Below are 26,105 nucleotides of genomic sequence, written 5' to 3'. Positions count from 1 at the left end.
GGTTCAACCCTTCAATTTCACAGGCCATATGCTTTCCCGAATCGCGCCGAATGACTTACCATTTTGGAATTCGAGTAGGAAAGGGTGATTATTGTGGATATGGAAACGGTAAAACTGTTTGAGATTGTCAACAGATGGTGCCCGGAAATGCTCCCTTTCTTGAAACCGAATGAACTCGACTCACTGATTGTCCTCCGGGATGGGCTGGGCATCCTGGAACAGGGAGACGCAATGGAAATCATTCAGTACAGTATTTGTGAGCATCAAAATGAGATTTACATTCAATAATTTTTTTCAGATTGATCACGCCGCTTCTTGCAGGGGATTTCCTCAGCAGGAAGCGGTTTTCATTTTTTCCATGTGTTTCATTACTTGATTAATATGGTTAAAAGCCCAGAGGCTTTAATGTATAATTCATACATGGAATGCACACATAAGGGAGTGGAAATGAATGAACATGTTTTGGGCTTTAATGGCTATGGCCTTTGGAAGCTTTGGTGGTGCCCCCGCAGTGGCGGACCAGGGAAATCCTCAATTCCAATCGTTAACCAACAGTTTTAACACCGCAATTATCCAATCTCAAAAAGATCAGGTTGTTATTGATGCCGATAACCCACCTGCCAAAATTGATCCTCAACCTGATGCACCTGTGGTCAAAGGTATCTATGTAACGGCCTACAGCGCAGGCGGCGCACGTATGAAAGAATTGCTGGAACTGACAGACAGTACAGAACTGAATGCCATGGTCATTGATATTAAAGACGATCTCGGATACATAACTTATCCCACAGAAAACAAAGCGCTTCAGAAAATGGGTAAATCGCAACCTTTTATCCGGGATATCGATGCCTTGATGAAACGATTGCAAAAACATGAGGTCTACCCGATTGCACGTGTCGTTGTATTCAAAGATACGATTCTTGCCAAGAAAAATCCGGAGCTCTCCTTCCGTAACAAGGATGGATCTGTATGGGCAAATGGCAAAGGCGACAGCTTTGTGAATCCGTACAGCAAGGAAGTATGGGACTATAACATTGAGATTGCCAAGGAAGCTGCCAAGCTTGGATTTAAAGAGATTCAATTTGACTACGTTCGTTTCCCGGAAGGTTTCGAAACTCGAGCCGATGTACTGAAATATACCAAATCTGACAAGTCACGCGTCGATGTTGTGGCTGAATTCGTGCAATATGCACGCAAGGAGTTAGCCCCGCTAGGGGTCCGTGTCTCAGTTGATATTTTTGGTTATGCCGCTTCTGTACCTGCGGCTGAGGGCATTGGACAGGATTTTGTTAAGATATCCGAAAACGTGGACGTCATCTCACCGATGGTATACCCTAGTCACTATTCTACTGGCTGGTATGGGGTCAAGGACCCTGACAAAGATCCTTACACAACCATCAAGGGTTCAATGGAAGATACACACAAGAAACTGGACCCTACCAAAGAACTCAAACCTGTCATTCGTCCGTGGATCCAGGACTTCACAGCAAGCTGGCTGGGCAGTGGACACTATGTCAAGTATGGCAAGAAACAAGTGGAAGACCAGATTAGAGCGATGAAAGACATGGATGTGCATGAATATCTGCTCTGGAATGCGTCCAACCGTTATACATCAGGTGTACAATATAAGTAATCCGCACTCTTTCATACTTCTCATTTCATCCAACCTCGTTCTGCTTGAAGCAGAGCGAGGTTTTTTGGTGTTCATTTTTCTCTGTACACCCCTACTCTGCTTCTGTCCCTATTCAAATTGAACAAAATCCACTACAATAAATAGCTGTCCAGATATGACACTTGGATGACATCTCTTTAGAATAGCGAGGCACTGCCAGTGAACATGAACACAACAAGTTTTTCCCAAAAAGTGAAGCAATTCCTGATTATATTTTTGCCCATATTCACCACTCAAATCGCCCTCTCTGCCATGTCGTTCTTCGACACCAATATGTCAGGCAAGTTTTCTCCGGCCGACCTTGCAGGCGTCGCGATTGGCACAAGTCTATGGATGCCAGTTCAAACTGGACTAAGCGGGATTCTGATCGGTATTACACCTGTCGTTTCCCATCTGTTAGGTTCCAAACGTAATGATCAGATCGGGTATAACGTCATCCAGGCGCTGTATCTCGGGATCGCAGTCAGTCTCGTCGTGATCGGAGCCGGGGCGTTGTTACTTGGCCCTATACTGAACGGAATGCCTCTGGAACCCCGAGTTGCCCAAGTTGCCTTCTATTTTTTGTGCGCACTTGCTTTTGGCATTATCCCACTCTTCGGATATACAGTGCTGCGCAGCTTCATGGATGCACTTGGCCAGACACGGACTACGATGTTTATTACGTTAGTTTCCCTGCCCGTTAACATCTTTCTAAATTATCTGCTAATATTCGGCCACTGGGGTTTTCCACAATTAGGCGGTGTTGGTGCTGGTGTTGCTACAGCATGTACATACTGGCTGATCTTTCTTATTAGTCTCTTTTTTGTCCATCGGGTCGAACCTTTCGCCCAGTATGGCATTTTCCGTCAATGGACCCGTGTCTCATTGTCCAAATGGAAAGAGTTACTCAAGATTGGAGTGCCCATCGGATTCGCGACTTTTTTCGAAACGTCCATCTTCGCTGCTGTGACTTTAATGATGAGCCGTTTCGATACCACAACAATTGCTGCCCACCAGGCGGCGCTGAATTTCGCTTCTACGCTCTACATGCTGCCTGTGAGCATATGTATGGCTCTTACGATCCTTGTGGGCTTTGAGGCAGGTGCGGGGCGTCTGAGAGATGCCAGACAATACAGTCTGCTTGGAATTGGTGGAGCCATCGGGCTCTCACTGCTGACAGCGATCGTGTTGATTGTGTTCGGCGAACAGATTGCAGGCGTGTATTCGAACGATCGAGAGGTCATTGCACTTACGCAGCATTTCCTCATCTACGCCATTTTCTTTCAGATCTCGGATGCGATTGCTACACCGACCCAAGGAGCATTGCGTGGCTACAAAGATGTTAATCCGGCACTTATCATTACGTTCATAGCGTATTGGATTATTGGGTTACCTGTAGGTTATCTAACTGCTACGTATACTTCACTCGGTGCCTTCGGATACTGGATCGGCCTCATTGCCGGCCTTGCTGTAGGAGCAACAGCGCTTCTCTGGAGACTCTTCCTGGTACAAAAACAAGCCGCACTCCGCAAGGCGTAACATTGATATACTCACTCCGTGAAACAACAAAAAGAGCACAACCCACGTTAAAGCGGGATTGTGCTCTTTGCGTATGAATCGAATTATTGGGACAAACGTTGTGCAAGCTCGTAAGTCACCATATCGAAATCTTTTTTTGTGTTAACCACTTTATCAATATCCGTCAAGGTAAGTTCACCCTTGATTATGCCACAACCTTTGTCTGTCTCGCCTGCGATCAGACTGCGAACAGCGAAGTCGCCAAGACGGCTTGCCAGGTTACGGTCGAAAGGTGTTGGCGTACCCCCACGCTGAATGTGACCTAGAACGGTTACACGTGGCTCATACGTTGGGCAACGTTCCATCAGTTCTTTTGCTACATCCTCACCCTTGCCTACGCCTTCTGCAACGATGATAATACTGTGACGTTTGCCATGTGCAAAGTTAGCTTTCATCCGATCTGCTACTTCGTCCATATCAAATGGAACTTCTGGGACAAGAATCGTTTCAGCACCCGAAGCAAGTCCGGCATGCAGAGCGATATCCCCACAGTGACGACCCATAACTTCAACGATGGAAGAACGTTCGTGTGAAGACATCGTATCACGTAATTTGTTTACTGCATCAACTACTATGCTTACAGCTGTATCAAATCCGATGGTATAGTCGGTGAATGAAACATCGTTATCAATCGTTCCTGGCAGACCCATGGTGTTAATGCCCAGCTTGCTCAGTTTGTTTGCTCCGTTGTAGGAACCATCCCCACCGATAACAACCAGACCGTCAATGCCACGCGCACGCAGAATGTCCGCACCTTTTTGCTGACCTTCAGCGGTATAGAACTCCTTGCAACGTGCCGATTGAAGAACCGTTCCCCCACGTTGGATGATATCCCCTACACTCCGCAAATCCATTGGGAAAATGTCATTATTCAAAAGACCCTGGTATCCACGTTGAACTCCAAATACTTCGAGACCGTGAAACAGTCCGCTGCGAACAACCGCACGAACAGCCGCGTTCATCCCCTGTGAATCACCACCGCTCGTTAATACTGCGATTTTCTTTACTGCTGTCATGATGTTTCTTCCTCCTCTAGTTTCACTTCAGGCTCCGCAATATCACACCTGACTTACATATTTTTCCGTATCCAGCGACTGAAAATGAAGAAAAATATTCTTGTGATCGGACTATTTTTCAGCAGACGTTTGGATACAACGCGAACTTCCTGTTGTTCGCTGACTTTGGGATCAGACAGGTAAATGGCTATCAGTCCTTCGATGATCATCCGGTGAAAGGAGCTTCCCGGAATCTTCTGTACATCACTGCGTGCCATCTCCACAATAAAAGCAATTCGGTCCAGCATAGTCTCCACATTCTCATAATAGTTGCAGAAGTTGAGATCTCCCCCGATGCGGTCCTCATCCTGATCAATTAAATAATCGAGCATAATGTGCAATGCGCATACATGTGGGAAATAGGCCGTGTGGATCGAGGCCGCTTGCTCTTCAGTCAACTGATCGTCACTCGCAGCCAGAAACAGCATGAAAACGCCCAGTGTAGAGCCAGTTGCAGCAGCAAATTCGTTCCAACGAAACTGAGGTGTGCGATGACGATGCTCCGACCACCATTCGAGCAGTGCCGTTTCTCTCAGTTCCGGCTTGATATGCTTATATACCTGCAGGTCCGTGTATAGGCCTGCCAGATCCTGAATTTGGGGCTTGGCGGACGTATAGCCTGGTAACTGACGGGTCAGTTCCTGACATGTGGTCACCAGATTCCGCAGATATCCGCCGTCATCCTGCTCCTCACGGAGGGCATAATAATTGACGGGAATTGCTTCGGGATCTACCGCATCAAGCATGGATTGATGGAGAAGACGAAAGTCATCCGGGTCCATCGACGTGCTGCGGTCGCACAGATTGTCCAAATAATCACTAATAGTTTGATATGAAACGATCAGCGGAATCAGAATGTGTCTGTTTGGCAAATCAGCTAATGCGTAGACGGTTCCGCCTTCACAGTGAAACTGTTTATCCTTCAGACTGGCAAGTGCCTGTGTACGCAATTCCTCATTCGGAATCGCCTCAGCTTGAGCACGCCATCCATTCAGTGCCTTCCGTGTTTCCGGAATGGTGTATTTGTACACCCCTCTCATCAATGCCAGCGGTCCACGCGGATATTGATGACGTTTTCGATTTGATTGGCTCAAAATAAATGTGCCTCCACTTGGTTGAATACGTATTAGAGCGATTTTTAACCATTCCTATTATAATATGATCCCCTTAATTGTACAAATGATCTGCCGCATATTCCGCATAAAAAATCGCATCCGCGCCCAAAGCTTTGTGATATACTAGGCATATTTCATCCATCAAAGGAGTCGTTGACATGTCGTCAAGTGAATCACTTTCGTGGAGACGGTTATTTTCTTTTTTTGTGCCACTTGGCATTTCCGCCTCTCTCGTCACCATTTCTCACGTCATCATAAACAGCACATTAGCACGTTCCGCTCATCCCGAGACGGTTATTGCCAGCTATGCCATCGCCGGTAGCTTGTTAACCCTCACGGAACGCCCCTCCACCCTGCTGCGGCAAACCTGTTCCGCACTGGTCCGCGATCGCCTTTCCTTTCAGGCCCTCACGTTTGTGACCAAAATATTTCTTGCCTGTGTGCTTCTCATTGGGTTTCTTATCGTATACTCTCCCGTTGGTACCGGGGTGTTCAAATACTTGTTTGGTGTAAGTCCGGATCTGCTGAACAAAGTCATCGACGTATATGAAATTCTCATGTATGTAAGTATCTTTTCAGTGATCCGCAACATCTATCAGGGGATCATCATTACGAATAACCGCACCAAGTGGTTAACCATCGGGATGGTATTCCGTTTAGCCGGTATGTACGGCCTTTCCCTCTATTTCATATATACAGACAGCATTAACAGTGGACGTGTAGGCGCTATCATTTTTGCTACTGGCATGATGATTGAAGCGCTTGTCAGCTTTCTGGAGGGTAACAGCATCAAGCGCAAGATGCCAGCCAAGCTTGAGGATCATCCCGTCGAGAGCAAGGGAGACGTATTTCGCTTTTATAAGCCGCTTCTGTTATCCAGCTTTGTAGCGCTGTTCATAGGACCGGTTATTAACATCGTACTTGGCAAAACGACCGGGATCGCACTAGCCATTTCGTCCTTTGCCATAGCAAGCAGTCTGATGCAGTTGATGCTAAGCTTCTTTACATACATCCATCAGATCGTGCTGAATTTCTACCTTGTGGACGCCAAACTGGTACGAAAATTCGCACTTGTCACGGGATTTATTCCGTTTGCGATGATGGTGTCGATTGCCTATACCCCCTTGGGACCATGGGTACTCGAAAATGTCATGAGCGTTCAGGGCGAACTGTTGCAACAAAGTCTGTGGACACTGCGTGCGTTCGTCTTATTTCCGCTGATCTTCCCTTTTCTGGATTTCAGCAATGGCCTCATTCTGCTTCGCGGTCAGACGAAAACGATGTTTCGTTCGCAAACGGCGAATGCAATCTGCACGGTAATTGTGCTGCTTATACTGGTTAGTATTTTTCCTGCGTGGAACGGCATGATTGGCGCTGTTGCCCAATCCCTTGGCCTGCTCGCCGAACTCATCATTGTCTGGCTTGTCATCCGGCGCACGAAGCAAGAACCTACGATGTCCGTGCCGAAAGCCCGTAAATCAACATCCCTGAAAGGGTAATAAAATCATTGAATTGTTATCAGGATTGGAGTCTCTCATCATGAAATTAAGTCACAACGCCCGCCCGGATCAGAACTGGCTTCGGGCTCTCATGTTCACCATCTTTGGTTCCACCGTCCTGGTGGTATCCTACTTCCAGCTTTACTTCAGTCATCTGGGTTTCAGTCGGGCTGAGATTGGATATCTCTACGGAATTGGCCCCCTCATCTCTGTGTTCTCCAATATGTTCTGGAGCATGGCCAGCGACCGCTACCAAACGGTACGCAAAGTGATGATCATTCTGCTTGGTGGTCAATTGATCACAGGGATCATGCTCGCCAATGCAACAACTTTCGGTCAGGTATTTGTACTCGTGACCCTGTTTTACTTTTTCTATTATCCGGTCTATCCACTCTCCGATACGATGGCTATTACAACGGCCAGCAAGTACGGTCGAAATTTCACTTCCATTCGAGTCTTCGGATCGATCGGTTATGCCTTCTTTGCATTAAGTATCGGGTATTTCCTTGGATCTTTTGGTCCAGCATGGACGATTTGGGTCTGCGTTGGTCTTGCTGCAACTACACTATTGATCAGTTTTCAATTGAAGGATCAACCTTCGGGAAGCAGTAGCAAAATGGATCTATCGGGGTTATGGGCTATTTTGAAACGCAGAGATGTGCTCACCTTTTTTGGCTGTGTATTTTTGCTTGCCATGGGACATCGCATGAACGAAGCATTTCTTACCATCACGCTAAAAGATCTGGGTGCCAGCGAGGGGCTGATCGGCTGGTCTTTGCTGATCTCTTCCGTAAGTGAAATCCCCATATTTCTACTGCTCAGCAAGTATGGAAACCGTTATAAAGAACTGCCGCTAATTGCTTTTGCTGCACTGATGTATACGGTTCGTTTGCTTCTCATGTCCATATCCGATACACCTGCAGCCGTTGTTGCAATTCAGACGATGCACAGTGTTACCTTTGGTATTTTTTACGTTACGGCGGTCCGCTACATCATTCGCCTAGTTCCGGACGGCTACAGAGCTACAGGTATGGCTTTGTTCACCATTGTCTGGTCCAGTGCTTCGGGACTTCTTAGTGGAACGTTGGGCGGACTGCTGCTGGAACATGCAGGCAGACAAACCTTCTATCTCACCGCTATGGCTTTCTCCCTGGCTGCACTAATCGGTTTCGGATTGAAGTTATGGTCCAGCATGACCAATCGTGTCTCGTGAACACACAGGGAAACTTACATCGTATTCAACCGTTATATACACTGAAAATTTTAGAATCAAAAAAAGCACAGCCTCCCATGGGGGACTGTGCTTAGGTTCTTAATATTCAGCTATAAATTTATAATATATAAGAAGTCCGTTAGCCGGATAAATTCTTACAGTTTGTTTACGTTAGCTGCTTGAGGACCACGGTTTCCATCAGTGATTTCGAATTCTACCGCTTGACCTTCTTCCAATGTTTTGAAGCCATCTCCTTGGATTGCGGAGAAATGTACGAATACGTCCTCGCCGCCTTCAACTGAAATAAAGCCATAGCCTTTTTCTGCGTTAAACCATTTAACTGTACCTTTCAAATGAAAAACCTCCTAAAAATATCGCCATCTATGGCGAATACCCTTATTATACTGTATGGGCTTCCATTTTGCAATTTATCTTTCCATAAATGTCGAAAAAATTTGCTTTGAATCGTAGGGTACGGTATCATTTTACCAAAACCGTTAGTTTGGAGACTACCTATGATAAAAAAACATGAAATATACAAAACAGACAAGTGGAATATGATGACCGTAGAAGTTCAAGGCAAATATCTCGTACTGCGAGAAATTTCGGAAGAGTGGGGCGAAGAATGCCATACATTCCTTAGCCGTCCTGCATTAATGCACTGGGCTGAACGCCGTTTTCCAAAAGCAGATTTTGAGAACCGTGAGGATGAATGGCGTCAATTGATGGCTGCCTTCAAAGGGGTCTAACCCATGCAGCTTGACTCAAGCAATGTCGTCATCTTTATTATCCTTGCCTTCTCTCTTGGTATTGTGCTTATTCTGGGACGCAATTCCATCCCGGATCGATTAAGACGGGGAATGGCGCTTATTGCTACCCTGCTCATTTGTTTCGCCTTTTTCCTGATCGTTTATTTTCTGTATAACATGGGAGCCTAATCACGGGGACCCAGATGCTAAAATATTTCAACGTGCCTAAGGTCATACTATACGAGATTATTCGTATCGTAAGGAGGAAGGCCGTTGAAATACCAGAAATCGCTATCTGTTATCCTGGTACTTAGTCTGATTCCTTCGTCTCTCTCCGCACAGGCAAGCGAGACGAAGGCAGCTTCGTCCATACATTCATCAGATCATCAAAGGAGGATTTCCATGAGTCAATTATTGAAACGTTCCGAGGTGCCGGCTGAACATAGCTGGAAACTGGAAGATTTATTTGCCGATCAGAAAGCCTGGGATCAAGAATATGAAGAAGTATCGTCTTTGACCAAGAAGGCCTCCGAATTCCAAGGCAAACTGAATCAACCTGATGTACTCAAATCTTGCTTCGAATTCGAAGATGAGATCAGCCTCAAAATAGAACGCCTCTTTGTGTACGCACGTATGCATCAAGATGAAGACACAGCGAATCCTACATATCAAAACCTGTCCCAAAAAGCCCAGAAATTAGGCGTACGGGTTGGTGAAGCACTTTCTTTTGTCACACCGGAGATTCTTTCCCTGCCGGATGATCAGTTGGACGCATTTATTGCGAACGAAAAACTTTCTGCTTATACATTTACGCTGGAAGAGATGAAACGCGAAAAAGCCCACGTTCTTAGCCAAGCAGAAGAGGCTTTGCTTGCACAGGTAGGCAACCTTTCACAAGCACCACAGACAATCTTCAGCATGCTGAATAACGCCGATCTCAAGTTCCCAAGAATCAAGGATGAACATGGTAACGAAGTTGAGCTGACACACGGTAGCTACATTCAGTTCCTGGAGAACCCTAACCGTGAAGTTCGCGAACGTGCCTTCAAAGCGGTATACGAAACCTATGCCAAACAGAAGAACACAATTGCGGCTGCCTTGAATGCAAATGTAACCAAAAATATGTTTTATGCTAATGTTCGGAAGTACCCTTCCGTGATGGAAATGTCCCTATATGGAGATAACATCCCAACGGATGTGTATACCAATCTGGTAGACACCATTCACGAGAGCCTTCCGTTATTGCATCGTTATATGGACCTGCGCAAAAAGTTGCTGGGTGTGGATCAATTGCACATGTACGATCTGTTCGCTCCACTCGTAGACGAATACAAAATGGATATTACCTATGAGGAAGCGAAACAAACGGTTAAAGACGGTCTGAAACCACTCGGCAAGGACTATGCTGACGCATTGCAGAATGGATATGATAACCGCTGGATCGATATATATGAGAATGAAAATAAACGTTCAGGCGCATATGCCTGGGGCGCTTACGGCACTCACCCGTATGTCTTGTTGAATCACAAAGATAACCTAAACAGTATGTTCACACTCGCACATGAAATGGGTCACGCTCTGCATTCACATTACTCGGATACAACACTTCCGTATCGTGATGCACAGTACACCATCTTCTTGGCTGAGGTTGCATCCACAACCAACGAAGCGTTGCTGATGGATTATCTGCTTAACAAATCAACAGATCCAAAGGAAAAATTGTATCTGTTGACCTATTATGCCGACCAATTCCGTACAACGGTATTCCGTCAGACCATGTTTGCTGAATTCGAGAAAATCATTCATGAACGTGCGGAACAAGGTGACGCATTAACACCACAATTGTTATCCGAGATCTATTATGATCTGAACGTTAAATATCACGGAGAAGGCATGGCTGTTGACAAAGAAATTGAAATGGAATGGGCTCGTATTCCCCACTTCTATAACAGCTTCTACGTTTACAAATATGCTACAGGCTTCTCCGCAGCAACAAGCTTTTCCAAGCAAATCCTGGAAGAAGGCCAACCGGCTGTTGACCGATATCTTGGCTTCCTGAAGAGCGGTGGCAGTGATTACTCCATCAACATTCTGAAAAAAGCAGGTGTGGATATGTCTACACCACAGCCAATTCGTGAAGCTATGAGTGTGTTCAAGGAATTGATTGAACAGATGGAGCAACTAACCAAATAAGGTTGTCTTTCCATGTGACCTGCATCCCTTGCCCGTTCGGGCAGGGGATTTTATCATCATTGCAAGATGCAACATACCCGAATATGGGTAATGCATATCTAGTTCTCAATTGTTCAACAAGGAGGCAACACCATGAAAATGCAATGGGCACTCATAGCAGGTCTTGTTTTTGCACTGCTCACGGGAATCTTTGCGGTCATTAATGTGGATTCCGTACAAGTCAACCTGTTATTTAACACGGTACAAATCCCGCTGATCTTGCTCATTCTCGGCTGTACCCTGATCGGTGGAATTATTGTAGGGTCATATGGCATCTATCGCCAATACAGACTGCAACGTGAAAATAAACAACTGAAATTGCGTGTATCTGAATTGGAAAGTTCCACGACAAGCAAATCTACATTGGATTCTTTCAAATCGATGGATTCGCTTGACTCAAATAAATCCGATAGCCTATTGGAGAAGGATTCGATCCAGAGTCAGCGCAAAGGAAACCCTACGGGAACACTGTAACCAATCAGAGACAGCCTGCTGGCGAGTCAGGAATGGTAGTATCACATTCTCTCCCCCAGACAGGCTGTATTTTGTTTCACCATACCCACGATCCGAGGAGGAAATTACACAATGAGTTTTACAATTGATGAATCATACGTTCTGTCTTTCCTGAAAAAATTGCTGGACACACCAAGTCCAAGTGGTTACACACATCATATAATCGAGATGATCCGGAAGGAAGCAGCAGCACTGGGCATCGCCTGTGAGCTGAATAACAAGGGCGGTGCGGTGCTTACATTGCCCGGACAGGATTCGTCCAAGACAATCGCTTTAAGCGCTCACGTGGATACGCTAGGGGCCATGGTACGCTCGGTTACATCCTATGGCACATTGAAGCTTACCTCTGTCGGTGGCTTTTCGATGCAAAGTATTGAAAACGAATATTGCAGCATCCATACTCGGGATGGAAAGACATACACAGGCACCATTCTCTCCCTTCATCCATCTGTCCACGTTTATCCGGATGCACGCACATTTGAACGGTCCGAGAGCCATATGGAAGTTCGAATCGATGAGGTCATTTCCTCCAAGGAAGATGTGTTGAAACTCGGGATCTCTGTCGGCGACTTTATCTCCTTTGATGCTCGCGCAGTCATCACGCCGAGTGGTTATATCAAATCACGTCATCTGGACGACAAAGCCAGCGTGGCTGCCCTCTTTGGCATCCTTGAGTCTGCACATCGTGAAGGCTGGAAACCATTACATAACGTCTCTCTGCTTATCTCGAACTATGAAGAAGTTGGACATGGCGCATCGTATATCCCTGCGGAAATCAGTGAAATGATCGCTGTAGACATGGGAGCTATGGGTGATGACCTGAGCTGTAAAGAAACCGACGTTTCTATATGTGCCAAAGATTCTTCTGGCCCGTATGACTACGATATGACCAGTCGTCTCATTGAACTGGCCAAACAAGATGGGATGAATTACGTCGTCGACATTTATCCCCACTATGGCTCAGATGGCAGTGCAGCATTACGCGGAGGAAACAATATCCGTGCAGCACTGATCGGTCCTGGAGTTCATGCATCTCATTCCATGGAGCGTACACATAAGGATGCTGTCCTGAATACGGCACGATTGCTCGCAGCCTACATTACAACCAAGTAAAACAGAATCATTTTTCTACGAAATCATTATGGTGACATTCATATGTCTTGTCTAATCAAAAAGGCCCCTTCCAAGCACACTGAATTGTTGTGCTTGGAAGGGGCCTTTGTTGTCATATCTTTTAATCTGCCTGTTCGACATATGCATGATACTTACGATCCAATATCTCTAACTCTGCCTTATGGTCACGCATTTCATTTCTTAACACATGCATGGTTTTCCGAACTGCACTCAGTCCATCCTTCACCTGACGTTCGGCTTTGCGAATTTTGTCCTGAACCATCCAGTCCACGAAGAGGTTATCGAAGAAATAGTCTGCGAATGAAAGCAGACCTCCCAGATGCAGATCCGCGTGTACAGCCATCTCTACATCCTCCAACTCCTTCTGGAAACGTCGTAGACGCTTACCTGCATCCATGATGGCGACCTGAGCGTCATCCATTCTTCCTCGCTTGATATGCGTGGAGATGACTCCACCGCCCATCATGTCATATATCCCCCAATTACCTGCCGAAGACAAAGCCTTCTCGGCACGTTCAAGAGCATAGAGCAGATATTCTCCCTCCCGGAAAGCTTCATCCAGTTCTTGTAGCTCGCTCGCCAGATGTTCCCGATTCTCAGCCATCTGTTGCAATTCCGCATCCTGGTCCAGCAGACGACCTTCCTTCTTCCCCCACAGAGCGTTGTAGTCACTCTGCCAGTACTGATACTGCCGTTGGCCCTCCAACTCCTGCTCCACATGAATTCGTTGCTCCTGTACGTCTTGTAACATGCGACAAGCGGTGTCGTATGCAGCCTTGCTCTCCATGAGTTCCAGTTCTTCCTTCTCCAGCCGTTCTGTCTTTTTGCCAATCAATTGATAGAAAAATGCTGACAATGTCATACTGTTCAGTCGATCAACGTCCTTCTGCTCCTTCTGGAGATGCTCCAGACGACGTTTTACCTTTGCTTCCCATTCGCTTTCCTCCGTTTGAAGCTTCTCCAGACGTTTGGTCCATTTCTCGTAAATTCTCCCCTTTTCCTTGAGCACTGCCAATTGTTCATTAATTTCCTTATACATAAGTGTGGTGTTCTCTCCCTTCTATGGAATTCTTTACTTATAAAACGTTATGAACATACAGAACGTTTCACTTTAATGCGCAAATTTACAGACAAAAAACGCCCTCTCCTCCTATGCGACATAATGTCACGAAGGAAAAAGGGCGATGGTTAACCATAAATCAAGACTTGCTCTGTTCAATCTGCTCTGCAAGTTCATTCAGAACGGTCCAGCGTTCCATCAATTCATCCAGATGACGCTCAGCCTCAACCTGCTCCGCCATCAACTCCTGCAGACGGGCAGAATCACTAAATGACTCTTCCATCTCTTTGTTAATCCGGACAAGATTGGCTTCAGCCTTCTCAATATTTTCATCAATCTGGTCGTATTCACGTTGCTCCTTAAAGCTGAATTTCAACTTCGGTTTAGCCGCTGACACAGCAGGCGTCGTTTTCTCCGATGACTGCTTCACCTTCGCTACTCCTGTATCACTCTCTTGATTAGTTCCAGGCGCATTTTTCAGCATCCATTCCGCATATTCACTGTAGTCGCCGACGTGTACACGTACAGCACCGTTGCCCTCAAAAGACAAAACTTTATCCACAGTACGATCAAGGAAATAGCGATCATGGGATACCACAAAAACAACACCCGGAAAATCGTCCAGATAGTCTTCAAGTACAGCGAGTGTCTGGATGTCCAGATCATTCGTCGGCTCATCCAGCAGCAATACATTCGGAGCAGCCATCAGCACACGCAGCAGATACAGACGACGCTTCTCTCCACCAGAAAGACGGGAGATTGGCGTCCACTGGGATGCCGGAGTAAACAGGAACCGCTCCAGCATCTGGGATGCTGTAATCAAAGAGCCATCAGCTGTTTTCACATTCTCGGCCACTTCCTTGATGTACTCAATCACACGAAGAGATTCGTCCATCTCCTGATGTTCCTGTGTGAAATAACCCAGATTGACCGTAGGACCAACGTCAACCACACCTGCATCAGGTTCCAGCTTGCCAGATATCATCTGAAGCAACGTGGACTTACCACTACCGTTCGGTCCGACAATCCCTACCCGATCTCCAGGTACGGCAATATAACTCAGATCTTCGATCAGCGTGCGGCCACCCACGGATTTGGAAAGATGCTCGATCTCCAGAATCTTTTTACCCAAACGAGTGGAGCCAACGGATACTTCCAATGAACCCGAGCGCTGGACTCCTTGTTGGTCTTTGAGTTGTTCGAAGCGATCAATTCTCGCTTTTTGTTTCGTCGTCCGTGCCTTGGCACCACGACGAATCCATGCAAGCTCCGTCCGAAGCAAGTTCTTACGCTTCTGTTCCGAAGAAGCTTCACGTTCTTCGCGCTCCGCCTTCAGTTCCAGGAAACGTGTATAGTTCGCTTCATATCGGAACAAACGTCCATGATCCAATTCCAGCATGACATTCGCCACACGATCCAGGAAATACCGATCATGCGTAATCATAAGCAGTGCGCCGCGGCGCTTCTGCAAGTACTGCTCCAACCAAACGACCGAATCGTTATCAATATGGTTCGTCGGCTCATCCAGAATGAGCAGTTCACAAGGATGAATCAGTGCAGCAGCAAGTGCTACCCTTTTGCGTTGTCCACCAGACAATGTGCCCATCAGTGCATCGAATTGACGAATACCCAATTTGGACAAAATGCTCTTCGCTTCGCTCTCCATCTGCCAGAGCTGAAGCTGCTCCATTTGCTGATTCAAACGTAATAATCGCTCTTGCAACGCTGGATCGGACGAATTCAGTTCCAATAATTCCATCGTTTCCGTATATTCACGCACGGTTTTCATTTCCATGCTGTCACCTTCGAATACTTGTTGCAGTACCGTATTATCCGGATTGAAGTCCGGATTTTGCGCCAGGAACTGAATACGTACGTCATTACCGATCGAGATCTGTCCCGCGTCTGCAGGTTCCATACCCGATATCACACGCAAAAACGTGGATTTACCGGTTCCATTTACCCCAACGACACCAATCTTGTCCTGATCAGCCATACCAAATGAAGCATCCTTGAACAATATTTTTTCGCCATAACTTTTTGCAATTTGCTCTACCGTCATTATGTTCATTGCTCGTACCCACTTCTCTGTGAATTAAAATTCAATATTACGTACATCCGCGCACTTACTTTAAACTTGTAAAAAAGAACGGCATCCGTCCAGAAACAATGCTGCTGCAAAAGCAATTCGTTTGTTCAGATGTTCCTCATTAAACTCCGGATTCAACATGATATCCATCTTCAGCCGGTCCAGAATTCCGATATATGCTTCAGCGAGCAATACAGGCTCAGGTACACTTGCACTCTCCAGTACCTCACACACCATACTCATGTATTGATTCATGAATGCCTTCATGAATTTCATCAGATCCGGATCATTATTGGGTGCCATAAAAAAGAGCTTGGTATGATTGCGACGCTCATAATAATACGTAAGGTGCGTCTTGGCTATTGCTCCAAGTTTATCACCTGTGTTCTCATGCGAGTTCAAAGCATATTCAAGACGACTGATAAAACTGTTACAATCCCGCTTGGATACTGCGATAAATAATTGTTCCTTGCTTTTGAAATATAAATAAATGGTGCCTTTTGCGATGCCGGCTTCGTCTGCAATATCAGACATTTTGGTCTCATAAAAACCTTTCGAGCCAAAAATACCATAGGCCGCATCCAAAATAGCCTCCGATTTGTCTCCCTGTACAGTGCTCAAAATGTACTCCCCCCTACAACGCCAAAATGTTACCTAAACCAATCGCCACACATCCGCCGATCACCGAGCTAAGCACGTTCACCAGGTCGTTACTCATCCATGCCCAGCCACGAGCCCGAACCGTTGGATGCCCGCAATGTTCATGTACCTCAACTTCACGGCCACACACAGTACAACGATACATCATCTGCACCGTTGCGCCCAGATAGGAATCGGCAAAAGCACCTGCCAACCCGCCTGCAAGACCGACAAAAGTCCAACTAAACAGACTAAGCCCTTCTATCCCGGCGATCCAGGAAAACAAGAATGCTCCCGCACCAATCAGAGCCCCGCCTACGGCTGCAGCCACGGTGCCAAGAAGTGAAACACCTCCTGAAGCACCTGGCGTAAGTACCTTCCACGTGAGAACAGAGCGCGGCGGCTTTCGACTGAGACTCCCAATTTCGGTTGCCCATGTATCCGATGTAACGGTAGCCATTACACCAATGAAAGCATATACCCATGCCGGATGTGGAAATATCCAGTATCCCAGACATAGGAACATGCCCATTCCACCATTAGCCATCACTTGTCCGGCATCCCGATTTCCTGACTTGGCATAGGATTTCTCCAGCTCCTGCTTCCGATCTTTACGAAACCTGGAGAGCAACGTTGAAGTAATGAAAAACAACAATAACGTGCCAAACCAGAACAGGTTACCCGCTCCGTAATATATCGTTCCCATCATGATGGCTGCCAGGCAGCCAGACAAGGTTAGCGACTTTTTCGCATAGGCAGCACCTGCCACCATAGAAGCGCATACGGCGCCAATAATCCAATCCATAATGTCTCCTGCATGCAGCGTATGTACAGCCCGCATGACGTTTATTGTATTTTTGAAATTCAATTATACCACGGTTTGATCCCAATGCCGAAACTCCTTACGCCAGCACACAAAAAACCTGTTTCGGCCTCGTGTAGAAGTGCCAAAACAGGTTATTGATCAAACGTTAAAACAAGATACCTTCCCTCTTCAAGTAACGTCTGTAATTCAATGTTCCTATATCCTAATTTAGACCCGCTTCGCTCCGCCAATGACCCCATATCGGTAGAGTACTTTGCGACCAAACCAGTTGAACAAACGATCCGTCAGAAATCCCATAAAACCCAGGGAAATCAGTCCGACAAAGATCCAATCTGTTCGGAAAAAGAGTCTGGAATTCCAGATTAAGTAACCCACCCCCTCATTCGAGGCAATCATCTCAGCACCGATTATGGCCATATACGAGGTTCCCATCGCCAGTCGCACACCTGTAAAGATATACGGGGTTGTCGCCGGAACAATCACATGCAGCAGAATCTGCCGTTCATTGGCTCCCATACTGCGGGCCGACCGGATTTTATCTTCTTCAACGGAGAGCACACCTGTCAGTGTATTCAATACAACAATGAAGAAAGTTGCGTACATAATAAGCGCGATCTTGGATTGCTCACCAATTCCGAACCACACCAGAAATAAGGTAATAAAGGCGATCGGCGGGATAAAACGTATAAAGTTAAGGAACGGTTCCGCGAACAGCCGGATGAGATGAACTTTACCAATAATCAGCCCTACCGGAATAGCAATGATGCTTCCGAGTACCCAGCCTGCCAGTACACGAGTGAAGCTGATTCCGATATACTCCATTAGCGTACCGTCAGCAATCAGTTCGCGTGCTCCCAGGATCGTGTGCCACGGACCAGGGATTACGTCAGGCCCATAGATGAGGGCACCAAGCTGCCAGATTAAGATGACCGTTACCCATAGAAGCGGGATAGACACCCGTTTTTTCTCCAACCATTTCATCTTACATATCACCTCAGTTATTCTTCAAAGTGGCCTTGAATTCGGTCATACAAAGTGTTGAACTCAGACGAGGCGATGTTCCTCGGGTAAGGTAACGTGTTGTGGTAAATATCCGTTATATTCGAAGATGGACCTACAGACATAATGCCTATGCGCTCACCAAGCAATAACGCCTCCTGAATATCGTGTGTGACAAAGATAACGGTTTTATGTGTTTCTTTCCAAATATTCACCAGTTCTTTCTGCATGGTGCGTCTCGTCATTGCGTCCAGCGCACCGAATGGCTCATCCATCAGCAAGATCGCCGAGTCATTCGCAAGTACCCGGGCCAATTGGACCCGCTGCTTCATGCCACCCGAGAGTTCTTTCGGAAATTTCCCCTCATGAGCACTCAATCCAACAAGCTGAATGTATCGATCAGAGATCTCACGTCGTTTTGTCTTAGACACCTTGGACATTCGAAGTCCGAATTCAACATTTTCCCTCACAGTTAGCCATGGAAAGAGAGAAGAATCCGCCTGCTGGAATACCATTGCCCGATCCCTGCCCGGTCTGTCGATCTCCTTGTTATCCACCTTGAGCTGTCCGCCCGACTTGGAGATAAAACCCGCAATCATATTCAGCAGCGTTGACTTGCCACACCCACTGGGACCAAGCAGGACAAAGAACTCTCCTCCCTTGATAACCAGATCGACATCCTTAATGATATAATGCACATCCCCATTGGTCGGGGCATGATACGTTTTCCGCAGCTGTTCAATATGAATGGTGTGCTGAGTTGCAGGTAAGGACATAACGGACACCTCCCATTTCAATAAGAATTATTTACTAAATGTCACTTTTTCCGGCAGAGCCTGCTGGAGAGAAGTCAGATCGAGTTTGGTGTCGAGATCAAAATCCTGTTCGATGATTCCGGTATCCACCATATATTGCTTCTGACCTGCCAAACTATCATAAGCAGCCTGCGTAAATCCAACTTCCCATGGATTGATCGGAAGGTCTTTCAACGTGGCATCTTTAGGCTGTTTGGTCTCTTGATACATCAGATCCGCAACTTCTTCAGGATGCGCTTGAGCATACGTGGATGCTTCATCCAGCGCCGCAAGGAAGTCACTTATCTTTTCAGGGTTTGCCTGGATGAATTCATTACTCGATACCAGTCCCATACCAAGGCGTATAGGGGTCTGAGACATATCCGTCAGCTGATGCACTCCTTCGAGTGCATCGAATTTATCGGTTAACGCGGAACCTATAACCCAAGCGGCATCAAGATCTCCCTGTTTCAGTGCGATGTAGGCTTCATCAAAAGCCCCCTGACCAATTTGCGTCACATCACTCAGCGCCACCCCCTGATCTTTCAAATATTCATCCCATAGATACGGAATAAATGTGCCTCGAATGAAACTCACTTTCTTGCCCTTCAAATCCGCTCCACTCTGAATATCCTTCCTTGCATACAGCTTCCAGGCGGCTGCCGCTTCATCCGTAGTCTGGCCTGCAGAAGCGATAACTGAATATTCCCCTTTAGACAAAGCATTTAATACAGGGAAGTCTGCCCCGTACGCAATATCTACCTGTTTGATAAATAGTGCATTTACACCTTCAGCCGGTGAGCCAAACGTAATACTCTCTGCATCAATGCCCCGGTTTTCAAAAAAACCTTTGGCAATAGCTACCCTGAATGTTGGGTTCGTACTTGTATCTGCGATTCGAATTTTTACATTAACGGTATTCTTGCCGGTAGCGTCTTTTGCTCCAGATCCTGCTGCGTTTGAACTGCATCCGGATAATAGGAGTGCCGTAGCCAGAAATAATATCAATATGCCGGTTACTATGGATGGTTTTCTCACAATATACACCCCATTCGATCTAGTCATGATTCTTGACGCCTAGCCGCCTGACTTGCCTTCATCCGACGTTGCCACACAGGCTGCACCCTCCACAAATGGAAGAGTCGTCTCTACGCTCACGATGGATGCAGAACCTTTGGGTGCTGCTCCTGGGACCCTGTAGGTGGAGACATCAATGGCTTCGATGGCAACTTCCTGCGGCTTCTCTAACTGTGGAACCCACTGATAAGGAACTCGATATGAGCGATAGACCATATTGGTATTCCGCCCATCTGTGTACGGGGAGACATACTCCCAGACCAGCTCATGCTCCGCTGTGACTTCAAACAATCTGCCATTGGAACCCTCGGTTATTAGGGTGTTGCCGTTAGGTAAACGCTGGGCGGAACTGATGTATGGGCTATAAAATTTATAAGAATCCGTCGGAACCGAGAAACCTGCTTCTGCCGAGGTATACTGCCAGACAATCTCCAGAGTGACCGGGTTAATCTCCAGTACACGGGAGTGATCCCGAATCGCATGTTTCAATCCAAATGGAGAAGCCGGATTTGGAAGGCCGTAACCTGCCCAGCCGCCATTGTCGAATACGAGCAAGTTGCCTTCACCCGGTAGACCTTGGGGAATGATATGTGCATGATGCTGCCCGATAATTGTACCGATGTGTTTCACTTCAGGTGAAGTATAGTCTGGCCCTAATCTCCACACGATCTTTCCACTCTGTCTGTCTGTAATGGCAATAATGTTGGCCTCTCTGGCATCCCAGATAATATTGTCGGGGTGGAACCGTTCGTCTCCTTCTTCATAGAAACGGTTGGGTCCGACATAAGAAGCAGAATTAATATGTAACCAGTCACCAACGCCACCACCCAGATGACCGAAAGAACGTGTATTCGGATCACGGAACAGGACATTTCGAGCAGCTTCATCAAAACCTAATTCTTCAAAATGTTCGTTAGGCAACCACTCCCATAGTACCTTCCCCTCCCAATCGACTTCGATAATGGCATCATCAAGCAATGGCTTATCTGAAATTTGCGGGTTACTCACATTTTTGTGTGCCAGAATAAGGGTTTTGCCACTCTTCGTCTTTGGCGCAAGGCCAGGTGCATAATAACCTACCGGATTCCCCTCACGCTGATAATCATGATGCTGGCGGGCATACCATAGTGGCTCATACCCCGGATCTTCGATGTGTTCGTAGCTATTGTATTTCCATACAATGTTGCCATCCCAATCCACCTGAACCAGATCGACATTATCCTGAATACCGAACTTCGGATCTCTCCGACCCGTGCTGCCCAGCACGTAGCCGCCAGGTAATATTTTGGCCGGAAAACCTAATAATCCTTTCCACAGGTGAACCTCCTTGCCATTCATATCGATCAATACTATGCCTTCTTCACCTGCCTGATAAACGGTATAACCGCCCCAAGCCTTATCCGGATTGTATAACGTCGCTCCAGTTGGATATATTGTTGAGTGTCCCATTGATCATCTCTCCCCTAGAATGTTTGTGGATTGTCGAATATCGCTACTTGATTCAACTTCAATAACTGAGATAGTTACTCTTCCCGGTATTGTCCCGGTGCTTCTGCTCAAGGTCACTTGTGGAAGACTGCTCGTGTTCTTGTATCCCATTGTTCTCCGCCAATTCCAGCACCGTGTCCGAGAACCCCTCCAGATTCGCTACCACCCGCTCATAGAATTGACTCTGTTGCTCCAGCTCCTCCGTTGTAAACCCCTCAAACAGAAGCGTGATACATCGGGCACCGATGTTGCTGTTTCTCGCATACATCTCCTGCCCGCTGGATGTGATGTCCAGTAAAACCGTCCGGCGATCATCTTCCTTTCGTCTGCGGATGGTGAGTCCCTTTTTCTCCAACTTATCGGTTAGAGCAGTAATAGCACCGGATGTAAAGTCCAACTGTTCTGCCAAATCTCCAAGCCGTTGTTCTCCCTCTCGAATGATCTTGTGCAGGATAAGCATGCCCGGAAGGCTGATGCCCTCTACAGAGATGCGATCCCGCTCTTTGACAAATCGTCTGACCATTTTGCGGAATAACCAGTCCGTCCGCTCCAACGCTTCCCAATCTCTATCACTCATTTCATAACCTCCTTGATCGTTTGAAGCTTCAATAAAGATACGAAAAAAGGCCCCCGAGGACATTCCTTAGAGGAGTAGTCCCGGGAGCCTTTGGTGGTCCAATCAGCTCAATGCAGTTTTCAGTTCAAATTAGTTCACTGTTCATTTAATGAGTATTAAAATAATTGAGATTATCATATAACCAACTAACCCAACCTGTCAAGTGAGAATTAAAATATAGATCTACTTTTACAGTCATTACCCGCCGGTTTGAAATTACTTATCCTGTTTTAAGTTTCACTTCAGGTTTCCCGTTTACACTATTCTCAGATCGAAACATCTACAACTACATCAACGACAAGCTACGATTCAGTTCGTACTCAACTACAGAAATGAGGATTATCCATATGAATATGAAAAGAGTCATTATTATAGGCACAATGATTGTCACTATGTCCTTCGCTGGAACAGCCTGGGGCCAGTCTGCCATCTCTCCCATACCTACTGCTAAATGGTCCATCGTTGACTTGGACACTCGTGAGGGAAGCAGTGATGAGCTGCTCGACGCTCTGAATCAGGCTTCAGAAGTTGATCTGTATCAGGAACTGTACAACGGCAAGTCACTGAGGACGATTACGGAAGAAAACAACGGGAATTTGGATGAGGTCATTGCTATACAAGTAAGGCAGCTCAAGGAACAGTTGGATGAACGGCTCGCAAGTGGAAGTATCAGCTCGGAGCAACATGCTGCACAACAAGCTGAACTGGAAGAGTTGGTCACACAGAGCGCAAATACAGCATACAGCTTGGCGTAAATTAGTAGCGTATCCGTACGATGAAGGTATAAACATATATCCACGATAACACAGCAAAAAGGAGCGTATTCACGCCCCTTTCTTGTACCCTACTCACCTCAAGCAGGTATGATGTGTAATCCTTATTGTGCTACCCCAATCGTGCAGGCACCCAAGGATTCGCCGTCCCATGCCAGTTCGAGCACATCTCCTGCTTGTGTTGGTCCAACACCTTCAGGTGTTCCTGTAAAAATGACATCGCCCGGCCCCAGGCCGTAATGGTGACCTACATAATCCACAATATCTTGTAAACTGAAGATCATGTTACGAATGTTACCACGCTGGACTTCCTCACCATTTTTGGTCAATGTAAAGTCTTTCTCAAGTAAAGCTGCCGCACCCGGGAATGCCTGAAATGCAGTAACCGGAGCGGAATTTCTGAACCCTTTGGCCGCTGTCCATGGGTGGCCTTTTTTCTTAATCACGCTCTGTACGTCACGTAACGTAAAATCAATACCAAATGCATACGCCTCCACCAGCTCATCTACCGCCATACCTGGCTCATAACTCCGGCCGATTTGCACGACCAGTTCAGCTTCATAGTGAACTTCACCCTTGCTAGCAGGCAATTCAAGCGTTTCACCATTCAGGGGCACGACTGCATGAGAAGGTTTCATAAAGATCATTGGTTCATCCGGAACCGCGTTACCCAATTCTTCCGCATGAAGTTTATAATTGCGTCCTACACAGTATACATTGCGAATGTTAGTCAACATGGGTATATTACCACCTTTATCGGATTCATTAGTGCATATAGTAAAGTTAAGGTCTGAAAAATCGGCTACTTGTCTCCTGAAATGCCAGCTCCCACACGTCAGGACGGTTCGTACATAACATCAGTTCTGGATCAACTGCCGCCAGTTTCTTCATAATGGTCTTGTCATCCACTGTCCAAGCCATCACCCGAATGCCTGCACTCCGCATCTCGTTCATTAAGGATTTGTCTACATTGGTGTATCCAATCGAGAGGAATGTACAATTCATCTGCCGCAGCGCGGTTAACAGGTCACCTGGTCGTGCATCGATAATTAGCCCCGTCTGGATCTCCGGTGCAAGTTTCTTCACTTCGATCAGTGCGGCTGGTTCAAATGAGGTGATCACAACATCATTTTGCATATGTCTTTTTCTCACTTCATGTATAACAGCCGCAGGCAGACCCGGGTACATGTCTCCCTGCGTTTTCAGTTCAATGTTCAAACGCACTCTGCCGCACGAGCGATCTAACAATTCACTTAGCGCCGGAATCCGTTCTCCTTTGTAAGACCTGTTTTTCCATGCTCCGGCATCCAGACGTTGCAGATCAGCCCAATCAATTTCCCGAACCAGGCCCTTGCCATCCGTCGTGCGATCCACAGTAAAATCATGAATGACCACTGGTACACCATCACGCGACAACTGCACATCCAGCTCCATCCACTGAACTTCAGGCCGCTCCATGGCCATCAGGAATGCAGCCATCGTATTCTCTGGTGCAATAGAAGAAAATCCACGGTGTGCTACACAAAGGTTGTTCATTCGATTCCCTCCTCAAAAAGGTTTTTAATTAGGCGAAGCGACTCCATTCCCATCATATCGAATACCCGGGGAGAGCTTTGCCATCTGTTCCAACAGCAGTTTGTTCGCCTCATCAATCATTGGAATGGCCTGACCTAACCCGGCCTCATAAGGGATAACTTTCATGCTGCAAGCTGCATCTTGACTACAGCGAGCCTGAAATACCGCCGTTTTCCACGTCTCTTCGGTTGTTGATCTGGAGAAAATGAAATTTCCCGTACTGTATGCAATCCACTTCCCCTTATAGTATTCCAACCCTTGCAACACATGAGGATGACCACCTATGACCAGATCAGCGCCAGCATCTACAAACTCATGAGCCAATCGGGTCTGGTCACTATTTGGAGTACTTACACGTTCTTCTCCCCAATGTGCAACCACGATCACCAGATCAGCCTTCTTACGTGCCTCCTGGATCGCTTTGACTGCTCCTGTGGAATCATAGGCTTCAGCCACGCCAGCCCGATTGCCTTCAGCCTTCCAACTCGTTTCCGGTACAACTCGGGAGAACCCAAGCAATGCAATTTTCATGCCTTTGCGTTCCAGATATGCTGGTGCATAGGCCTCATCCCTGTTCATACCTGCCCCGGTGTGAGCTATGCCATATTCCTTAAGATAAGTTAACGTATCCACCAAGCCCTCTACGCCCTGATCCAGAATATGATTGTTTGCCAAATTGACAGCATCAAAACCGGCTGAAGCCATTGCCGCCAATGCTCTGGGCGATGATTTGTAGACATAGGTTTTATCAGCTGCACTGTTACCACCATGAGTTATTGGTGTCTCCAGGTTACCGATGGTAAGATCATCATCCTTGAATAATCTGCCGAGTTTGGCAAAGGGATAATCATAACCGTTCTTATCCAGCAGTTCAGCAACTTTGCCCGAGAATTGAATATCACCAACAAAGTTAATCGTGACATCCTTCGCTGAATTGGAAGGTTTCGACGTCCCTGATTGCTGATCCACACCTGCATTTCCCTTTGTGCCGGACGGTGTCGAATCTGCCGTAGGGTTTTTCGTTCCGGATTCTGCTTTCTCACTATTGGTATTGCTTGAAGTGTCAGGTGTCGCTACTCCAGATGTCTTATCTGCATCCGCTGTTGTCTCTTCATCCGTAGCTTCGGGTTCTTCTTCCGAAGTCTCATCAGATTCCGAGTCTGGAGAAGTTAATTGATCGCCGCCTTTGGCATCGTCTCCAATGGAAGGCTGATCCTGATCGACGATTTCTTGTTTCACTGGCTGGTCTGCCTGTTGCTGACGTGTATTAATAACATAAAAAATGCCTATCAGACCAATTGCCATGATCAATACAAGATTAACTGTCCAGATGATTCTATCGCGGGTACGCTTTCTTTTTTTTCTCTCTACACTTCGATCTGATCTTGGGGGATACATAAGCAACTCCTCTTCTTCACAGCCATACATAC

The 26,105-nt window shown here is 46.6% G+C and carries 26 protein-coding genes; 11 read left to right on the top strand and 15 right to left on the bottom strand.

What is annotated here, in order from left to right:
* The first annotated feature begins 99 nt into the window (after positions 1 to 99).
* The 3 genes from MKY01_RS10485 (at position 100) to MKY01_RS10475 (ending at position 3,190) form a co-directional block, all read left to right on the top strand.
* On the top strand, positions 100 to 288 hold the full coding sequence (locus MKY01_RS10485; protein ID WP_029880762.1) for a hypothetical protein: 189 nt from the start codon (positions 100 to 102) through the stop codon (positions 286 to 288).
* A gap of 163 nt (positions 289 to 451) precedes the next feature.
* Complete coding sequence (locus tag MKY01_RS10480) at positions 452 to 1,633, top strand: putative glycoside hydrolase (protein WP_036670137.1); 1,182 nt, start codon at positions 452 to 454, stop codon at positions 1,631 to 1,633.
* Between the two features lie 204 nt (positions 1,634 to 1,837).
* Positions 1,838 to 3,190: an MATE family efflux transporter gene (locus MKY01_RS10475; protein WP_282322004.1), complete on the top strand. Its 1,353-nt coding sequence runs from the start codon at positions 1,838 to 1,840 to the stop codon at positions 3,188 to 3,190.
* A gap of 83 nt (positions 3,191 to 3,273) precedes the next feature.
* On the opposite strand, the gene pfkA is transcribed toward MKY01_RS10475, so the two are convergent.
* Positions 3,274 to 4,245, bottom strand: coding sequence for a 6-phosphofructokinase (gene pfkA / locus MKY01_RS10470; protein ID WP_036609663.1), 972 nt, complete (start codon positions 4,243 to 4,245; stop codon positions 3,274 to 3,276).
* Positions 4,246 to 4,298: 53 nt separating this feature from the next.
* A complete protein-coding gene (locus MKY01_RS10465; protein WP_017689390.1) occupies positions 4,299 to 5,378 on the bottom strand; it encodes a tetraprenyl-beta-curcumene synthase family protein in 1,080 nt (359 codons plus the stop codon).
* A 179-nt stretch (positions 5,379 to 5,557) separates the two neighbouring features.
* On the opposite strand from MKY01_RS10465, the gene MKY01_RS10460 reads away from it, so the two are divergent.
* On the top strand, positions 5,558 to 6,898 hold the full coding sequence (locus MKY01_RS10460; protein WP_127543945.1) for a multi antimicrobial extrusion protein MatE: 1,341 nt from the start codon (positions 5,558 to 5,560) through the stop codon (positions 6,896 to 6,898).
* A 40-nt stretch (positions 6,899 to 6,938) separates the two neighbouring features.
* Positions 6,939 to 8,111 carry an MFS transporter gene (locus MKY01_RS10455; RefSeq protein ID WP_074094449.1) on the top strand — a complete coding sequence of 391 codons (1,173 nt, stop codon included), beginning with the start codon at positions 6,939 to 6,941 and terminating at the stop codon, positions 8,109 to 8,111.
* A 155-nt stretch (positions 8,112 to 8,266) separates the two neighbouring features.
* On the opposite strand, the gene MKY01_RS10450 is transcribed toward MKY01_RS10455, so the two are convergent.
* A complete protein-coding gene (locus MKY01_RS10450; RefSeq protein ID WP_017689394.1) occupies positions 8,267 to 8,464 on the bottom strand; it encodes a cold shock domain-containing protein in 198 nt (65 codons plus the stop codon).
* A 162-nt stretch (positions 8,465 to 8,626) separates the two neighbouring features.
* Here MKY01_RS10450 and MKY01_RS10445 point away from each other — a divergent pair, with 162 nt between their 5' ends.
* The 5 genes from MKY01_RS10445 to MKY01_RS10425 all read left to right on the top strand — a co-directional run bounded on the left by MKY01_RS10445 (position 8,627) and on the right by MKY01_RS10425 (position 12,718).
* Positions 8,627 to 8,860, top strand: coding sequence for a hypothetical protein (locus MKY01_RS10445; protein ID WP_017689395.1), 234 nt, complete (start codon positions 8,627 to 8,629; stop codon positions 8,858 to 8,860).
* Positions 8,861 to 8,863: 3 nt separating this feature from the next.
* Positions 8,864 to 9,049, top strand: coding sequence for a hypothetical protein (locus tag MKY01_RS10440; RefSeq protein WP_036609669.1), 186 nt, complete (start codon positions 8,864 to 8,866; stop codon positions 9,047 to 9,049).
* 213 nt (positions 9,050 to 9,262) lie between these two features.
* Positions 9,263 to 11,053 carry an oligoendopeptidase F gene (pepF, locus tag MKY01_RS10435; protein WP_127543947.1) on the top strand — a complete coding sequence of 597 codons (1,791 nt, stop codon included), beginning with the start codon at positions 9,263 to 9,265 and terminating at the stop codon, positions 11,051 to 11,053.
* A gap of 132 nt (positions 11,054 to 11,185) precedes the next feature.
* Positions 11,186 to 11,566: a lipopolysaccharide assembly protein LapA domain-containing protein gene (locus MKY01_RS10430; protein ID WP_127543949.1), complete on the top strand. Its 381-nt coding sequence runs from the start codon at positions 11,186 to 11,188 to the stop codon at positions 11,564 to 11,566.
* 111 nt (positions 11,567 to 11,677) lie between these two features.
* A complete protein-coding gene (locus MKY01_RS10425) occupies positions 11,678 to 12,718 on the top strand; it encodes a M42 family metallopeptidase (RefSeq protein ID WP_127543951.1) in 1,041 nt (346 codons plus the stop codon).
* 121 nt (positions 12,719 to 12,839) lie between these two features.
* Here MKY01_RS10425 and MKY01_RS10420 read toward each other — a convergent pair whose 3' ends face one another.
* The 9 genes from MKY01_RS10420 to MKY01_RS10380 all read right to left on the bottom strand — a co-directional run bounded on the left by MKY01_RS10420 (position 12,840) and on the right by MKY01_RS10380 (position 22,288).
* Positions 12,840 to 13,778 carry a hypothetical protein gene (locus tag MKY01_RS10420; RefSeq protein WP_127543953.1) on the bottom strand — a complete coding sequence of 313 codons (939 nt, stop codon included), beginning with the start codon at positions 13,776 to 13,778 and terminating at the stop codon, positions 12,840 to 12,842.
* Between the two features lie 160 nt (positions 13,779 to 13,938).
* A complete protein-coding gene (locus tag MKY01_RS10415) occupies positions 13,939 to 15,870 on the bottom strand; it encodes an ABC-F family ATP-binding cassette domain-containing protein (protein ID WP_127543955.1) in 1,932 nt (643 codons plus the stop codon).
* Positions 15,871 to 15,930: 60 nt separating this feature from the next.
* Positions 15,931 to 16,509, bottom strand: coding sequence for a TetR/AcrR family transcriptional regulator (locus tag MKY01_RS10410; protein ID WP_017689402.1), 579 nt, complete (start codon positions 16,507 to 16,509; stop codon positions 15,931 to 15,933).
* Positions 16,510 to 16,522: 13 nt separating this feature from the next.
* A complete protein-coding gene (locus MKY01_RS10405; RefSeq protein ID WP_036609682.1) occupies positions 16,523 to 17,332 on the bottom strand; it encodes a DUF92 domain-containing protein in 810 nt (269 codons plus the stop codon).
* A 228-nt stretch (positions 17,333 to 17,560) separates the two neighbouring features.
* Positions 17,561 to 18,334 (bottom strand): ABC transporter permease, encoded by a 774-nt coding sequence (locus tag MKY01_RS10400; RefSeq protein WP_282322009.1) that lies wholly within the window; start codon positions 18,332 to 18,334, stop codon positions 17,561 to 17,563.
* 17 nt (positions 18,335 to 18,351) lie between these two features.
* Positions 18,352 to 19,128, bottom strand: coding sequence for an ABC transporter ATP-binding protein (locus MKY01_RS10395; RefSeq protein WP_127543959.1), 777 nt, complete (start codon positions 19,126 to 19,128; stop codon positions 18,352 to 18,354).
* 27 nt (positions 19,129 to 19,155) lie between these two features.
* Positions 19,156 to 20,211, bottom strand: a complete 1,056-nt coding sequence (locus MKY01_RS10390; RefSeq protein ID WP_339286392.1) for an ABC transporter substrate-binding protein — start codon at positions 20,209 to 20,211, stop codon at positions 19,156 to 19,158.
* A gap of 12 nt (positions 20,212 to 20,223) precedes the next feature.
* Positions 20,224 to 21,672: an aryl-sulfate sulfotransferase gene (locus MKY01_RS10385; protein WP_339286391.1), complete on the bottom strand. Its 1,449-nt coding sequence runs from the start codon at positions 21,670 to 21,672 to the stop codon at positions 20,224 to 20,226.
* Positions 21,673 to 21,730: 58 nt separating this feature from the next.
* Entirely contained in the window at positions 21,731 to 22,288 is a 558-nt protein-coding gene (locus tag MKY01_RS10380; RefSeq protein WP_339286390.1) for a MarR family transcriptional regulator, read from the bottom strand.
* A gap of 386 nt (positions 22,289 to 22,674) precedes the next feature.
* Here MKY01_RS10380 and MKY01_RS10375 point away from each other — a divergent pair, with 386 nt between their 5' ends.
* On the top strand, positions 22,675 to 23,082 hold the full coding sequence (locus MKY01_RS10375) for a hypothetical protein (RefSeq protein WP_127543967.1): 408 nt from the start codon (positions 22,675 to 22,677) through the stop codon (positions 23,080 to 23,082).
* Positions 23,083 to 23,204: 122 nt separating this feature from the next.
* Here the strand turns inward: MKY01_RS10375 and MKY01_RS10370 are convergent, their stop codons facing one another.
* From MKY01_RS10370 to MKY01_RS10360, 3 genes are read right to left on the bottom strand one after another with little or no spacing between them, the layout of a single operon-like run.
* Positions 23,205 to 23,837, bottom strand: a complete 633-nt coding sequence (locus tag MKY01_RS10370) for a fumarylacetoacetate hydrolase family protein (RefSeq protein ID WP_127543969.1) — start codon at positions 23,835 to 23,837, stop codon at positions 23,205 to 23,207.
* A 46-nt stretch (positions 23,838 to 23,883) separates the two neighbouring features.
* Positions 23,884 to 24,636 (bottom strand): glycerophosphodiester phosphodiesterase family protein, encoded by a 753-nt coding sequence (locus MKY01_RS10365; RefSeq protein ID WP_036609699.1) that lies wholly within the window; start codon positions 24,634 to 24,636, stop codon positions 23,884 to 23,886.
* A 24-nt stretch (positions 24,637 to 24,660) separates the two neighbouring features.
* The gene (locus MKY01_RS10360) at positions 24,661 to 26,073 is read right to left on the bottom strand and encodes a CapA family protein (protein ID WP_127543971.1); all 1,413 of its coding nucleotides are present in this window, start codon (positions 26,071 to 26,073) and stop codon (positions 24,661 to 24,663) included.
* Between the last annotated feature and the right edge of the window lie 32 nt (positions 26,074 to 26,105).

Origin of the sequence: Paenibacillus sp. FSL R5-0486 (assembly GCF_037975155.1) — a bacterium.
Taxonomy (GTDB): Bacteria; Bacillota; Bacilli; order Paenibacillales; family Paenibacillaceae; genus Paenibacillus; species Paenibacillus amylolyticus.
Note: the sequence above shows the minus strand (reverse complement) of the source record. Positions and strands in the feature narration are given on the sequence as shown.